General features: G+C 61.7%; 15 protein-coding genes and 2 pseudogenes. 15 read left to right on the forward strand and 2 right to left on the reverse strand.

Going from position 1 to position 13733, the window contains the following annotated elements; all coding sequences use genetic code 11:
- Positions 1-2: 2 nt before the first annotated feature.
- On the reverse strand, positions 3-860 hold the full coding sequence (locus ABIN98_RS06850; RefSeq protein ID WP_346908604.1) for a MaoC/PaaZ C-terminal domain-containing protein: 858 nt from the start codon (positions 858-860) through the stop codon (positions 3-5).
- A gap of 181 nt (positions 861-1041) precedes the next feature.
- On the opposite strand from ABIN98_RS06850, the gene ABIN98_RS06855 reads away from it, so the two are divergent.
- The 13 genes and pseudogenes from ABIN98_RS06855 to ABIN98_RS06915 all read left to right on the forward strand — a co-directional run bounded on the left by ABIN98_RS06855 (position 1042) and on the right by ABIN98_RS06915 (position 9724).
- On the forward strand, positions 1042-1509 hold the full coding sequence (locus ABIN98_RS06855) for a CaiB/BaiF CoA-transferase family protein (RefSeq protein WP_346908606.1): 468 nt from the start codon (positions 1042-1044) through the stop codon (positions 1507-1509).
- Positions 1445-1603, forward strand: a pseudogene (locus ABIN98_RS06860) (hypothetical protein); the annotation flags it as partial. The gene ABIN98_RS06855 and the pseudogene ABIN98_RS06860, both read left to right, overlap by 65 nt.
- Before the next feature lie 71 nt (positions 1604-1674).
- Positions 1675-2235: a CoA transferase gene (locus tag ABIN98_RS06865; protein WP_346908608.1), complete on the forward strand. Its 561-nt coding sequence runs from the start codon at positions 1675-1677 to the stop codon at positions 2233-2235.
- Between the two features lie 443 nt (positions 2236-2678).
- Positions 2679-3596 carry a hypothetical protein gene (locus ABIN98_RS06870; RefSeq protein ID WP_346908610.1) on the forward strand — a complete coding sequence of 306 codons (918 nt, stop codon included), beginning with the start codon at positions 2679-2681 and terminating at the stop codon, positions 3594-3596.
- Positions 3499-3798: a hypothetical protein gene (locus tag ABIN98_RS06875; protein ID WP_346908612.1), complete on the forward strand. Its 300-nt coding sequence runs from the start codon at positions 3499-3501 to the stop codon at positions 3796-3798. Before ABIN98_RS06870 ends, ABIN98_RS06875 begins: the two co-directional genes overlap by 98 nt.
- Positions 3799-4104: 306 nt before the next feature.
- Complete coding sequence (locus ABIN98_RS06880; protein ID WP_346908614.1) at positions 4105-4398, forward strand: TRAP transporter small permease subunit; 294 nt, start codon at positions 4105-4107, stop codon at positions 4396-4398.
- A 2-nt stretch (positions 4399-4400) separates the two neighbouring features.
- Positions 4401-5705 (forward strand): TRAP transporter large permease subunit, encoded by a 1305-nt coding sequence (locus tag ABIN98_RS06885; RefSeq protein WP_346908615.1) that lies wholly within the window; start codon positions 4401-4403, stop codon positions 5703-5705.
- 235 nt (positions 5706-5940) lie between these two features.
- Positions 5941-6132, forward strand: coding sequence for an SDR family NAD(P)-dependent oxidoreductase (locus ABIN98_RS06890; RefSeq protein WP_346908617.1), 192 nt, complete (start codon positions 5941-5943; stop codon positions 6130-6132).
- A gap of 35 nt (positions 6133-6167) precedes the next feature.
- Positions 6168-6632, forward strand: coding sequence for an SDR family oxidoreductase (locus ABIN98_RS06895; protein WP_346908750.1), 465 nt, complete (start codon positions 6168-6170; stop codon positions 6630-6632).
- A 58-nt stretch (positions 6633-6690) separates the two neighbouring features.
- Positions 6691-7899, forward strand: a complete 1209-nt coding sequence (locus ABIN98_RS06900) for an acyl-CoA dehydrogenase family protein (protein WP_346908619.1) — start codon at positions 6691-6693, stop codon at positions 7897-7899.
- Positions 7900-8014: 115 nt separating this feature from the next.
- A pseudogene (locus ABIN98_RS06905) lies at positions 8015-8167 on the forward strand (phosphotransferase family protein); the annotation flags it as partial.
- A 118-nt stretch (positions 8168-8285) separates the two neighbouring features.
- A complete protein-coding gene (locus ABIN98_RS06910) occupies positions 8286-8921 on the forward strand; it encodes a phosphotransferase family protein (RefSeq protein WP_346908621.1) in 636 nt (211 codons plus the stop codon).
- A gap of 50 nt (positions 8922-8971) precedes the next feature.
- On the forward strand, positions 8972-9724 hold the full coding sequence (locus ABIN98_RS06915) for an FCD domain-containing protein (RefSeq protein ID WP_346908622.1): 753 nt from the start codon (positions 8972-8974) through the stop codon (positions 9722-9724).
- 99 nt (positions 9725-9823) lie between these two features.
- On the opposite strand, the gene ABIN98_RS06920 is transcribed toward ABIN98_RS06915, so the two are convergent.
- Complete coding sequence (locus tag ABIN98_RS06920) at positions 9824-11194, reverse strand: hypothetical protein (RefSeq protein ID WP_346908624.1); 1371 nt, start codon at positions 11192-11194, stop codon at positions 9824-9826.
- Positions 11195-11432: 238 nt separating this feature from the next.
- Here ABIN98_RS06920 and ABIN98_RS06925 point away from each other — a divergent pair, with 238 nt between their 5' ends.
- Both ABIN98_RS06925 and ABIN98_RS06930 read left to right on the forward strand, forming a co-directional pair.
- On the forward strand, positions 11433-12296 hold the full coding sequence (locus ABIN98_RS06925) for a helix-hairpin-helix domain-containing protein (RefSeq protein WP_346908626.1): 864 nt from the start codon (positions 11433-11435) through the stop codon (positions 12294-12296).
- 63 nt (positions 12297-12359) lie between these two features.
- Entirely contained in the window at positions 12360-13670 is a 1311-nt protein-coding gene (locus ABIN98_RS06930) for an NADP-dependent malic enzyme (RefSeq protein ID WP_346908628.1), read from the forward strand.
- Positions 13671-13733 lie beyond the last annotated feature (63 nt).

Here is a 13733-nt window from a genome sequence, read left to right on the forward strand (position 1 = left end):
GTTCAGTTCACCTTGGCCAAGCCGTTCTTGAAGATGACGGTGTTTCGCTCCGGGATCCGGGCCTCGAAGCCAAAGCTTCCGCCGCCTTCGTCCCAGATATCCACCTGGATCGTCTCACCCGGATAGGCGGGTGCGCTGAAACGGCCGCCGATTTCCTTCAGGCGGGATACGTCCTGTCCGCAGGTCTCGGCAATTATGGCGCGGGCGATCATGCCGTAAGTGCACAGGCCGTGCAGGATCGGACGCTCAAAACCTGCCTTGGCCGCCTTTGCGGGATCGGCATGGATCGGGTTCCAGTCGCCGGAAAGACGATAGATCAGAGCGGCTTCCGGACGCGTGTTCATAGAATGATTCATATCCGGAGCACGGTCGGGGACCGCGTGGGGGACCGGTTGGGCTTTGGCCGGCGCGCCGCAGCCGCCGTCTCCGCGCAGGAACGACGTCGAGGTGCGTGTGGCGATGATATCACCAGTCCCCTCGTCGACGATATCGCGCTCCAGCATCAGCAGCGCGCCGCGGCCTTCACCCTTGTCGATGATGTCCACGACACGGTTTTTCCCGATCACGGTGCCGGACACCGGCAGGGGCTTGAAGATCTTGAGACCCTGTTCTCCGTGCAGGCTCTTGACCCATTCGATACCGGTCCGCGGATCGGCCATCCACTGGCCCGGGCCGCCGAGTACGACAGCCATGGTGGGAACGGCAACGAGGCGGTCTTCGAGCAGGAACTGGAGTTCGCCTTCGTCCATGGGGTCATGGCCATAACCCAGACCAAGCGCGTAGAGGATCGTGTCCCGGGCCGTGTAGGTCTGCCTTATGTCCTCGAAGGACCAGTTCATTACGGTATCGTAGTCGAGCACGTTGCCTCCCGAGTGATCGAAGTGCCGTCTGACGGCTTGGAAAGTTTCCTACCATCGGGTAGGATTACTGTCAATGTGATGATGGAAAGAAGCGATAAGCATCTGTAAAATTGCAGAATATGGGGAGTGGGACGCGTTTTCTCCCTGTGGGAATCTACTCAAAAGTAGTCTGGAGATGGGAATGTCTGAAAGTCGGGGGCCGCTTGCCGGTGTGCGTGTCGTGGAATTCGTCGGCGTGGGGCCCGGGCCGTTTGCGGCCATGTGGTTGGCGGATATGGGGGCGGAGGTCGTCCGGATCGACAGGCCGGGCCAGCGGTGGAACCAGACGCGCGGCGATATCCTGAACCGAGGGCGCCGCTCGATGGCGCTCGACCTCAAAAAAGACGGCGCGGCTGAGGTGGCTCTGCGGATGGTCGAATCGGCGGACGTGCTGCTCGAAGGGTTTCGACCCGGCGTGATGGAACGTCTTGGCCTCGGGCCGGATGTCTGCCTGGAGCGCAATCCTCGTCTTGTCTATGGGCGTATCACCGGCTGGGGGCAGGATGGTCCAAATCGGAATCTTGCTGGTCACGACATCAATTACATTGCGGCGACGGGCCTTCTCGGGACGATCGGGGACCAGGGAAAGCGGACCGGTTCCGCCTCTTAATCTGATCGGTGATTTCGGCGGGGGTGGTCTGTTGCTGGTTTCCGGGGTTTTGGCTGCGTTGGTCGAGCGATCCGTCTCCGGCCGGGGGCAGGTGGTTGATGCGGCCATGGCTGAGGGGGCGAGTCTTCTCTCTCAGCATGATCTGGTCCTATCACAACAAAGGGCTTGTGGAGCCCGGAGCGCGAGTCGAACATCTTCGATGGCGGTGCGCCGTACTATCGCTGCTACAAGTGTCGCGATGGGCGGTATGTGGCTCTCGGGGCAATCGAGGGGCAGTTCTGGGAGCGGTTTCTTGAGCTTTGCGGTCTTGAGGGCGAAGAGGTGTTGCGCCTGCGCGGAGATCGCGCGAAGTGGCCGGAATTATGCGCCCGGCTGGAGGAGATCTTCCTGACCCGTGACAGCTCCGAGTGGTGTGCGCTGACAGACGGAAGTGATGCCTGTCTTTCCCTTGTTCTGGACTTCGATGAAGCATCGCGCGATCCGCATGCAGTGGCGCGCGAGGCCTATGTCCAGCTGGCCGGGGTGGTGCAGCCGGCGCCGGCGCCCCGGTTCGGCCGGACGCCTGGCGGTGTCGGTTTGCCGTCGCCCTTTGTGGGTGAGCATACGAGGGAAATTCTCGGCGGATGGGGGTTTTTCGCCGCTGAAATCGAGGATCTGGAAAGCCAGGGTGTCGTGCGCCATGAGGATGGTGGCGATTCTCCGCAGAGCCGAGGTCCCCTTGGTTGAGGTGGAGTGCGGGTATCTGCAAGGCGGTTCCGTTTTCGACTGATTGGCGTCGAAGCGTTTGGTACCTGGAGGTAGATTGCTCCAGGTGGTTGGTGGCTGGGCTTGTCTCTGTTCTGGCGGCTCAGGGGCGAATGCGGGGAGAGTTGTTCTTTGGCCAATCAAGGGTGTTTTGAGAAAGCTGTCCGGCCATCGCGTTCCATGTGTCGCTCAATCACTGTCTACCTATGGGTATGTTTTTATCTGCTTTATCAGATGTGTGGCGTAACGGTTGAATGGCGAAAATCTCCGGAATTCCTTTATTTATCGTGGAGAAAAGTAGGTGTGTCCGTTTCTGTGTGATTGTGCGTGGGTAGGGTGGTTGGGCATTGAATTCTACTCAGAAGTAGGTTATCAGTCTGACATTCACCGGTCGGTATGACCGGCTGTTTAACGGGAGGATAGACATGAAAACATTTGCGCGTTACCGCCGCTTCCATCCTGGCGCTCGCGGTCGGATCCGTGCCGGCTCTCGCCAGGTTGATACGCTCTCCTACGCGAGCCACGTGCCGTCGACCCATATTCTGCATACGGAAGGCATGGCGCCGTTCTATAAGCAGGTCGAGGCGGATACGAACGGCGAGATCACGTTCAAGGAATTTCCGGGCGGCGCGATGGGGGATGCAAAGTCGCTGCTGGCGATCGTGCGGGACGGGATCGTGGATTCCTCCCTTATCGTGAACGTCTACTACAAGGCCGACCTGCCGGCGTCTTACATGATCACCGATCTGGGCATGCTGGGGGGAGACAGCATGGTGATGGCCGCGGCAGCGGCGGAAACCTTCCTTCTGGATTGGCCCAGCAGTGCGCCGAGGAAAGCACCCGCAATCACATCAAGCCGCTCGCCTATTATGCGTCCTGCACCCTACATCCTGATGTGCACCAAGCCAGTCAGCACGCTGGAAGAGCTTCAGGGGCTCAAGGTGCGTGCCATCGGCCCCTGGGCGATCTGGCTGAAGGATATCGGTGCAGTGCCCGTCTCCGTACCCTCGTCGGAAGTCTACGAAGCACTGCAGCGCGGCCAGGCGGATTGCACCATCGGTTCGGCGGCATGGCTGAAGAACTACAATCTCAAGGACGTCATCACATATGTGACCGACCTGAAGGTTGGAACCTATTTCGGCGCTCTGGCCTTCGACATGAACACCGATACGTGGAATGGTCTGTCGGTCGATGAGCGCAAGGCCATCGTCAAGAACCTTCCCGGCATTACCCGCCGTATGGGTCATGGCTTATCGGGAAGAAGACGACGCGGCCCTGAAGGAAGGCCTGGATCACGGCGTCAAACTGGCGGAACCGGGGCAGGCTCTTATCGCCAGCTATGATGAGCAGAAAGGCAAGGAGGTCGCGCGCGTCCTCGGCGATCCGCGTGCGGAAAAGCTTGAGCTGAAGGGCGTTGTCGATGCCCTGATGAAGAACGTGGACAAGTGGACCAAGATCCTCGACGAGATCGGCCACGACCCGGACAAGTACGAAGAAAAGCTCCGGGAAGAGATCTATTCCAAGATCAGCGTTGCCGACGACTGAGGTCGGCTCCGTCTGCGGGTGGCGCAATCCGCCCGCAGACGGTTATCGTTGTGAAAATCTTGGAAGGAATGCCCCTCATGACACGGCTCTTTTCCCGGCTTGCCAATGGCCTGCACTTACTTGCCGGGATTGCCATGACGATCATGATGCTTCAGGTCACGGCCGACGTGCTGCTGAAGTATCTGTTCAACAGCCCCATTCAGGGAACGATCGAACTCGTCGCGACCTATTACATGGTGGCGATCGCCTTTTTTGCCGCTCGGCTATCTGGCTCTGCACGAACGCCACGTCTCGGTGGATATCGTCGTGCAGACCATGGGGCCGCGGATGAAGCGGTTCACGATGGTTTTCGCCAATTTCGCATCCGCCATCTACTGCGCGCTGCTGGCGTGGCGCGGGGCAGTCAATGCCATCCGTGCGACCCAGGTGGGTGAGGTCTGGGCCGCGGCCCTGGTCGATATCCCGGTCTGGCCCACCCGCTGGTTCTTTCCCGCGGGGGCGGCGCTCGCGGCCGTCGTGTTCCTGCTCGTGGCCCTTCGCTACCTGAGCGATCCCAAGGCGGTGGAATTCGACAGCTCCGCATCGCACTACAAGGATTAACAATGACCGATCTTTATGTCGCTGGCGGCGGCATTGTGCTGGCAATGATCCTGCTGGCGATGCGTGTGCCGATCGGGGTTGCCCTTGGTCTGGTGTCGTTCGGCGGTATCGCCTTGCTGCGCAGTCCCAAGGCCGCGCTTGAAGCTTTCGGCACGCTTCCCTTTGATTTTGCCGCAAGCTGGTCCCTGTCGGCTGTGCCCATGTTCGTTTTGATGGGAGCGGTGACCTATCATTCGGGTCTGACGTCGAAACTCTACGATGCAGCCCGAGTCTGGCTTTACCGGGTGCCGGGCGGCCTTGCGGTGGCCAGCAACTTCGCCTCGGCCGGTTTCGCGGCGGCCTCCGGTTCGTCTCTTGCTACCTCGGCAGCGATGAGCAAGGTCGCTGTGCCCGAGATGCTCAAGTTCGGGTATGATCGGGGACTGGCAACGGCCACCGTCGCGGCCTCGGGCACGCTCGGCGCGCTGATCCCGCCCTCGATCGCCTTCGTGATCTACGGCTGGTACACCGAACAGTCGGTGCCCAAGCTTCTGATTGCCGGCATCCTGCCGGGATTGCTGACCGCGGTCGCCTATGCCGTGATGATCGTTCTCCGCTGCATGCTGAAACCGAAGCTCGCGCCGAGGATCAACCTCGAGGTGAGCCGCGGGGAACGCTGGCGGAAACTCAATTCGGTCTGGCCGACGCTTCTGCTGATCGGTGGCGTGATCGGAGGCATGTACGGCGGATTGACGACGGCTTCCGAGGCCGGTGCCTTCGGCGCCTTTCTTGCCTTCGTCATCGCCGGCGTGCAGGGGCGCCTTTCGAAAAAGGTGATCTTCAACAGTATTGCCGAAGCGGTCGCGACGACGGCCTCGATCCTGTTCATTGCTATCGGTGCGGTGATGCTGACCCGGTTTCTCGCTCTGGCAGGTGTTCCGATCTTCATGTCGGAACTGGTTTCGAGCTGGAACACAAGTGTCATCAGCATCATCATCCTGCTGTCGGTGGTCTACTTGATCCTGGGCATGTTCCTCGACCCGATGGGGCTGATGCTGATCACGCTTCCGATCTTCCTGCCGACCTTCAAGGCGCTGGGGATCGATCTGATCTGGATGGGTGTGATCATCGTGAAATACATCGAGATCGGCCTGCTGACGCCGCCAGTGGGGTTGAATGCCTACGTGGTGAAAAGCGTGATCGGCGACGCGGTTGGGCTGGGGACCATCTTCCGCGGTCTTCTGTGGTTTCTCGCCTGCGAGGCGGTGGTCATGGTGCTGCTGATCGGCTTTCCGAGCATCTCGCTGTTCCTTCCGGGCTTCATGTAAAGGCTTTCGCCGGTGGGGATTAAGCATTCCACCGGCGATCTTCCTCCCCGCACCGTTGGTGCGCTCGGGTGAAGCCGTTTCGGCCCCTATCCTTCCCATTGCTCTCTCCCTTTCACTTGCCTCGCCCGCATGATCGAAGGCTTGACTCGCTTCTTTGAAAGTACGATTGTCGGACAATCGGATATTTGAGATAAAAATGTGATGCTTGCATCGAACGCGGGCAGGGAGGAACTGGGTGGAGTTTTCGGACAAAACCATCGTGGTGACCGGCGCGTCGAGCGGGCTGGGCGAGCATTTCGCCCGGACCCTGGCCGCCGATGGCGCGCGCGTTGTGCTGACTGCCCGCCGCCGGTCTAAGCTCGACGGAATAGCAAATGAAATCATCGCGGCGGGCGGTAAAGCCCCAGTCGGTGGAGATGGGACGTAACCGATGCATCCTCCGTTGAAGAGGGCTTTGCGGCCATCGAGGGGCGGATCGACGTTGTGATCAACAACGCCGGCATCAGCGGCGGCGGACCGGCCTTGCGTACTCCGCCTGCGGAATTCGACAGTGTTGTCGATACCAATCTCAAGGGCGTGTTCCACGTTGCCCGGCAGGCGACCCTGCGTATGCAGGACACCGGAGGAGCGATCGTCAATATCGCCTCGATCCTGGGGCTGCGCGTGGCGGGCGGGGTTGCCGCTTACACAGCCTCCAAGGCAGCTGTGGTTCAACTGACCAAGGCGCTCGCCCTGGAATGGGCGCGCTACGGCATTCGGGTCAACGCACTTTGCCCCGGCTATATCGAAACGCCGCTCAATGCCGATTTCTTCGCGACGGAAGCCGGGCAGAACCTGATCCGCCGCATTCCCCAGCGCCGTCTCGGCCAACTCTCCGATCTCGATGCGCCGCTCCGGCTGCTGTGCTCGGACGGGCGGCCTACATGACCGGTTCAGTAATCGCCGTCGACGGCGGCCATCTTGTCTCCAGCCTGTGAGGACCACCATGGATTTCACGATTCCTGCGCATATCGAAAGCCTTCGCGAACAGATCGCCCGGTTCGTCGAAACCGAATTGCTGCCGGTCGAAGCCGACCGCGCCAACTTCGACCCGCATGAAAACATCCGCCTGGATGTCCTTGCCGCCAAGCGGGCCAAGGCCCGCGAACAGGGCCTGTGGTGCCTGCAGCTTGCGCCCGAAACCGGCGGCCGGGGCGTCGGCCGTGTCGGCATGGCCGTTTGCTATGAGGAAATGAACCGCTCGATCTTCGGGCCGGTGACCTTCAACTCGGCCGCCCCCGACGACGGCAACATGATGGTCATCGAGGCGCTCGGGACCGATGAGCAGAAGGATTGGTGGTTGAAGCCGGTCGTGGATGGCAAGGTCCGATCTGCCTTCGCCATGACCGAACCCCATCCGGGCGGCGGTTCCGATCCGGGCATGATGCAGACCGTGGCCAGGAAAGACGGCGATGACTATGTGGTCCACGGCCACAAGTGGTTCATCACCGGCGCGGACGAGGCGGAGCATTTCATTCTGGTCGCCCGCACCTCCGACGATGCGCGGCGGGGCCACACCTGTTTCCTGTTCCACAAAGACGATCCGGGCTGGGAGATCACCCGGCGCATTCCGATCATGGGGCCGGAAGAACATGGCGGCCATTGCGAGATGACCTTCGACGGGCTGCGCATTCCAAGCCGCAATGTGGTTCTGGAGGAGGGGCGGGGGCTCAAGGTCGTGCAGACCCGGCTCGGTGTCGCGCGTCTGACCCACTGCATGCGCTGGCTCGGTCTTGCCCGGCGCTGCGTCGAGATCGCCACGGAATACGCCTCCCGCCGCGAAGGCTTCGGGATCAAGCTGGCGGACCGGGAAAGCGTCCAGATCATGCTGGGCACCCTGTGCGCCGATATCGAGGTGGGCCGTCTGCTGGTGATGAAGGCCGCCTGGGGACTGGACCAGGGCAGCTACGCCCAGAAGGAAGTGTCCATGGCCAAGGTCCATGTTGCCAACCTGTTGTACCGGGCCGCAGACACCGCCATCCAGATCAACGGCGCGCGCGGTTACTCCAAGGACACCGTCCTGGAATGGATCTACCGTTATGCCCGCCAGGCGCGTCTGGTCGACGGCGCGGATGAGGTGCATCAGATGGTCCTCAACCGCTATCTGGCAAGCGAAGGACGCGGCTTCTTCCAGTGGCCTGTCGCGGAGGCTTAGAGTGAGCGAGACCGATTTTGATCCCGCTGCGCTCTATGGCTATCTGCAGAACCGTTTCGGTGCGGGGGAGCTTTCGCTGACCCGCATCGGCGGCGGCCAGTCGAACCCGACCTATATGGTTGACTACGGCGGGCGCAAAATGGTCCTGCGTAAACAGCCCAATGGCGAGATCCTGCGCGGCGCCCACGCCATCGACCGGGAGTTCCGGGTGCTGACGGCGCTTGGCGCTACTGATGTGCCCGTTCCCGCGCCGGTGCTCTACGAAGACGATGCGGCGATCCTCGGGACGCCGTTCTACCTGATGGATTTCGTCGAGGGGCGGGTGTTCAACGATTGCCGCCTGCCGGATTTTTTCGCCAGAAGACCGGCGCGCGCTCTATCTCTCCATGGCGGAGACGCTGGCAAAGCTGCACCGGCTTGTCCCCGCCGATATCGGTCTGGGCGACTACGGCCGGCCGGGCAATTACTTCGCCCGTCAGATCCACCGCTGGACCTCCCAACTCGAAGCGTCACCCTCCAAGCCGGAGCCGGTGCTGAGCAAACTGGCCGCTCGTATTGCCGAGGCAATGCCGGAGGACGACGGTCTCGTCTCGATTGCCCATGGCGACTTCCGGCTGGGCAACATGCTGGTTCATCCGAGCGAGCCGCGGGTGATCTCGGTTCTTGACTGGGAACTCTCTACCCTGGGGCACCCGTTGGCGGATTTGGGATTCTGCTGCATGCCGTGGCACACGGCGCCGGACGAATATGGCGGGATCCTGGGTGAAGAGAGCGAAGGCATTCCGACGGAAGCGGAATTCGTCGCGCGCTATCGCGAGGTGCTGCCAAACGTTCCGGCACCGGAGCCGTTCCATGTGGCTTTCGCGCTCTTCCGTTTTGCGGTGATCTTTGTCGGCATCGCGGACCGGGCAGCTGCGGGAACCGCATCGGACCCGGAAGCCGCGCGCTTCGGTCCGCTCGCCCGCCGGTTTGCCATCCGTGCCTGGGAGGCGCTGGGTGAGACGCCGCCCACAGCTGCTTGACGGCAGCTGGCTCCGGATCATAGTCACAAGCTTTCCTGGAGGAATGGACGGTGCGGGATCAAAAGGAGGGACGAGCGATACTGCGGCAGATCGACAAGGATCCGGGTTATGTCCGGGTCGCCAAGGCCATCGAGACGGAAATCGTAGCCGGCCGGCTGAAGGTCGGCGAATTGTTGCCGACCGAAGCGGAGCTTTCCGGAATGCTCGGCGTCAACCGGTCGACCGTCCGCGAAGGGATCCGAGCCCTTGAAAATGCGGCACTGGTTCGCAGGGGTGAGGGCAAACGCCTGGTCATTTCCACGCCCGAGCCCGAGGTCATCACCAAGGTGAACACCCGCGCCATGCGGATGATGCGGGTAAGCTTTCTGGAGCTGTGGGACGTGCAGATGAAGCTGGAGCCGTTCGCTGCACGGCTTGCCGCCGAACACAGAACGCCCGAACAGGCGGATGCCCTTCAAGTCAACGTGGCGGAGCTGAAGGCCAATCTGGACGACGACGCCTTCATCATTCGTTCGGATGTGGAATTCCACGGGCTGATCGCGGAAGCCGGCGGCAACCCGGTCCTGTCTCTCGCCACTGCACCGATCGGACAGCTTCTCTATTCTGCAACCGTCGATCTCTACGCCAGGGTTCCCCAGGCGCGCCATCGTCTTTTGGCGGCCCACGAGGCAATTGCCCATGCGATTACCGACGGCAATGCGGATGACAGCGAAAGCTGGGCGGCGAGGCATATCGAGGATTTCAAACGCGGCTACGAAGTTGGCGGCTTCGACATGACTGCGCCGCTCCCCATGCGCGGTTGATATCGCCGAAGGTAAGATGAAAAGGCAGCCTCGCCCGGTGGACGAGACTGCCTTTTATCGTTGTCCGTGCTTTCGCTGGATTAGGGAACAATTTCCCTTCTATTTCTTTTGTGCCGATGTCGAACCGGCGGCCGGCTTGGCTCGTCTTGATGCGGGGCGTGCCTTTGTGGCAGCTGGCTTGGATGCCGCTGCTTTTGCAGGCGCTTTCGCAGTTGCCGGTTTCGCGGTCGTCGGCTTGGCCGCCGCCTTCGTTACAGCGGGCTTGGCCCTTGTGGTCCGTGCCGGCGCTTTCGCCGCAGCGGTCTTGGCTGCAGCCGGCTTTGCCGCTGCCTTTGTTGCCGCAGGTTTGGCTGCCGCTCTTGAGGCAGCAGGCTTAGCCCTTGTGGTCCGGGCCGGCGCTTTCGCCGCCGCGGGCTTGGCAGCGGCCGGTTTGGCAGCAGCCTTTGTCGTTGCAGGTTTGGTTGCCGCAGGCTTTGCGGGTGCCTTTGCAGCGGTAGGTTTGGTAGCAGCCGGTTTCGCAGCTGCAGGCTTGCCCCTTGCTGTCCTCGTCGGCGCTTTCGCTGCCGTGGGCTTTGCTGCGGGCGCCTTGGCAGTCGCTGCCCTGGAAGGCGTTTTCGCCGTAACAGGTTTGGCAGTCGCTGGCTTGGTCGCCGCTTTCACGGTTGCAGGCTTGGCCGTTGCCGGTTTCGCGGCTGCCTTCGTCGCTGCGGGCTTCCGGGTTGTTGCCGCAGGCTTTCTTGCGGCCGTGGTTCTGCGGGCAGCCGGTGCGCGGCGGGCGGTCGAGGCGGTTTTCGCCTTCGGGGCAGCCGCCGGTTTGGCCGCTGTTGTCGTCCCGGTCTTTTCCGGCTCGGAGATGGTCACAAGAGAGCCGACGACTTTCTTCATGTCTTCGGAAAGACGGGCTGCACCTTCCTCGACGACCTTTGCCGTGGAGGCAGTGAAGTCGGTTGCCGCATGCATGGCGCCGGCCGCGCCGGATTCGACCAGCTTGCCGGCATTGGCGCCGATCTCGCTACCGGCTTCGGCAAGTCCTGACAGGGCGTGCCAAACCGCTGATCCGGTATCGCCTCCGGCCGCGGAGGTTTTGGAGACGATCGACGTTACGGTCGCCGAAGCGGCCTTGTAGACGTCCTCGCCGACATCGGCCACACCAAGCACAACGCCTTTTGCCGCCGCCTTCGCGGCGATCAGAACACTGCTGCCGGCTTTCGGCCCACCGGCAAGGACGCCGGAGACGATGTCCTGGACCTTCTTCGGAAGATCGCCGGCAATCTCGCCGCCTGCGCGCATCTTTTCCGCAACCGCCGTTCTGACGGAGTCGGAGATCTGCGCTTCCTTTTTTTCAATGGTTTTCAGGAACTTGACGGTTTCCTTCTCAAGATCCCTAGCCTTGGCTGCGGGTTTCTTTTTCTCATTCGCCTTTTTTGCTGAAGGCGACTTCTTCTTTTCTTTCACCGCTTTTTTGGCCATCTTGGATTTCCTCTGATTCAGGCGCCGTTCCAAACTCTCCTGGCGCAAATTGGAAGCTGGCTGCGCAAAATAGTCTGCAATTCCTAAAACAATGATAGCGCAATGAATGCGCTTTTCCTTTGACCGTGGTCAATATTGTCTTGTGTGCGGTGTAACTGGTCACAGGCTCTGGAAATACGGAACTGAAAAGCCCATCCTCGAATTTGATGTTCGATGTTGTCGGAACGGGACAGAGATCATGCAAAACCAGTTGGCGCGTGACCAGATAGTCGACCGTCTGCTCGAAGCGGCGGATCTTCTCGAAGCCCAGGCCGCGGACCGGTTTCGCGTACGCGCCTACCGGATGGGCGCGGAAACCGTTCGCAACCTGACCGAGGATCCGGCGGGTATTCTGGAGCGGGAGGGGCTCGAAGGTCTGATCAGGCTGCCGCATATCGGAACCCGCCTGGCACGCGCCATCGATGAAATGGTTGCCACCGGACGCTGGATCCAGTTGGAGCGGATGCGCGGGGAGGCCGAACCTGAAGCGGTGTTCCAGACCATCCCGGGAATTGGCCCGTCGACCGCCCGTGCGATCCACGACGAACTCCATATCGATACGCTGGAAGCCCTGGAAATTGCAGCCCATGACGGCCGTCTGGAAAAGGTCCCGGGGATCGGCGCCCGGCGGGCGGCCTCGATCCGCGCCATGCTTGGCTCCATGCTGGCCCGCCGCCGGCGGCGCAGCCCGGAGGACCACGAAGAGCCTACGGTCGCGTCGCTGCTTGAGGTCGACGCGCTTTATCGCGACAGGGCAGCGGCTGGAGACCTCCGGCAGATCGCGCCGCGTCGTTTCAACCCGACCGGCGAAGCCTGGTTGCCGATCCTGCATGCCGATCGGGACGAGTGGTCGTTTACCGCTCTTTATTCAAACTCGGCACTGGCCCATGATCTCGGGCGGACCCATGACTGGGTCGTGATCTATTTCAGCCGCTCCGACGGGCCGGAGCACCAGCGCACGGTCGTCACCGAGACCCGCGGCCCACTGGAAGGTAGACGGGTCGTCCGCGGCCGTGAGGCCGAATGCCGGCAGCATTATTTCGACGGGGCTGACCCCGGTTGACATTCCTCAATTCCGCGCAGGAGAGCAGCGGGTAGCCTGTTTCCTGCATTGGAGGAGTGCAGCATGAGTGCGAATAAGCAGCCGGATCGTGACATCAATAGCCGGTCGTTGGAGCGGCATAAGGCCTGCGGCGGCAAAATCCAGATCGCGGCGAAAGGGCGTATTGCCTCTCATGAGGATCTCTTGATCTGGTACACACCGGGCGTGGCCGAGCCAAGCCGGGTAATCGCGGTCGAACCGGAAACGGTTTTTGACTACACCAACAAGGGGAATACCGTTGCCGTGGTCTCCGACGGTTCGCGCGTGCTCGGTCTCGGCAACATTGGTCCTGAAGCCGCCCTTCCGGTGATGGAGGGCAAGGCGCTCTTGTTCAAGCATTTCGGCGGCGTCGATGCCGTGCCAATCTGCCTCGACGTTCACGACGAAGACGGAATTGTCGCTGCGGTGAAGGCGATTGCCCCGTCCTTCGGGGGCATCAACCTTGAAGACATCTCCACACCGAAGTGCTTTCGCATTCTTGAGCGTTTGCGCCGGGAACTGAGCATACCGGTTTGGCACGACGATCAGCAGGGCACGGCCACGGTCGCGCTTGCCGGGCTTCTCAATGCGCTGGAGATCGTCGGCAAGGACATCGCAACGACGCGGATCGTGCTGGTCGGTATCGGTGCTGCGAATATGGCCCTGTTTCGGTTGCTGAAGGCAAAAGGCGCGGATCTGGATGGACTGATCGCCGTCGACAGCAAGGGCATTCTTTCGGGCAAACGGCACGATATCGAGGATCGGCAGGTGGATATGCGGGAAAAGTGGCAGGTGTGCTGCGAGACCAACGGGACCGGGCTGGAAGGGGGCATCACCGAAGCACTGCGGGGTGCGGACGTCTGCATCGCGTTTTCCGCGCCTGGGCCTGACACCCTCCCGGCCGCTGCCATCGCAACCATGGCTCAGGATGCCATCGTGTTCGCCTGCGCAAACCCGGTTCCCGAAATCTGGCCGGATGCGGCGAAGGAGGCCGGCGCACGGATCGTTGCCACCGGGCGCGGCGACTTTCCCAACCAGGTCAACAACTCGCTGGTGTTTCCGGGGCTGTTCAGGGGCGTACTTGACGTCCGCGCCGGAACGATCACCGAGGATATGCAGATCGCCGCGGCCGTGACCCTGTCCGAAGTCGCCCGGAGAAAAGGCCTGAGCGAACAGGCAATCCTTTGCTCGACAGATGATCTGGATGCCGCGGTGGAGATTGCGGCAGCCGTGGGCTCAGAGGCAGTCCGTGCCGGCATCGCCCGGCGGGCAAGGGACTTTCAGTCACTCAAGGACAGCGCTCTGGAGCGGATACAGGCGGCGCGGCGGCTCAATGCGCTGGCGGCGGTGGAGTAACGCCTGCGGAACACGAGCGGTATCAGTGTGCTGCAGAGCGCCGGCCCTGTCCGGAATCCGTGG

It is taken from the genome of uncultured Roseibium sp. (assembly GCF_963675095.2).
GTDB lineage: Bacteria > Pseudomonadota > Alphaproteobacteria > Rhizobiales > Stappiaceae > Roseibium.

Coding starts and splice junctions, on each gene's coding strand:
- ABIN98_RS06855 (WP_346908606.1), top strand. CDS start 1,042: ATGTCTGAAAGTCGGGGGCCGCTTGCCGGTGTGCGTGTCGTGGAATTC.
- ABIN98_RS06870 (WP_346908610.1), top strand. CDS start 2,679: ATGAAAACATTTGCGCGTTACCGCCGCTTCCATCCTGGCGCTCGCGGT.
- ABIN98_RS06875 (WP_346908612.1), top strand. CDS start 3,499: ATGGCTTATCGGGAAGAAGACGACGCGGCCCTGAAGGAAGGCCTGGAT.
- ABIN98_RS06885 (WP_346908615.1), top strand. CDS start 4,401: ATGACCGATCTTTATGTCGCTGGCGGCGGCATTGTGCTGGCAATGATC.
- ABIN98_RS06900 (WP_346908619.1), top strand. CDS start 6,691: ATGGATTTCACGATTCCTGCGCATATCGAAAGCCTTCGCGAACAGATC.
- ABIN98_RS06910 (WP_346908621.1), top strand. CDS start 8,286: ATGGCGGAGACGCTGGCAAAGCTGCACCGGCTTGTCCCCGCCGATATC.
- ABIN98_RS06920 (WP_346908624.1), bottom strand. CDS start 11,194: ATGGCCAAAAAAGCGGTGAAAGAAAAGAAGAAGTCGCCTTCAGCAAAA.
- ABIN98_RS06925 (WP_346908626.1), top strand. CDS start 11,433: ATGCAAAACCAGTTGGCGCGTGACCAGATAGTCGACCGTCTGCTCGAA.
- ABIN98_RS06930 (WP_346908628.1), top strand. CDS start 12,360: ATGAGTGCGAATAAGCAGCCGGATCGTGACATCAATAGCCGGTCGTTG.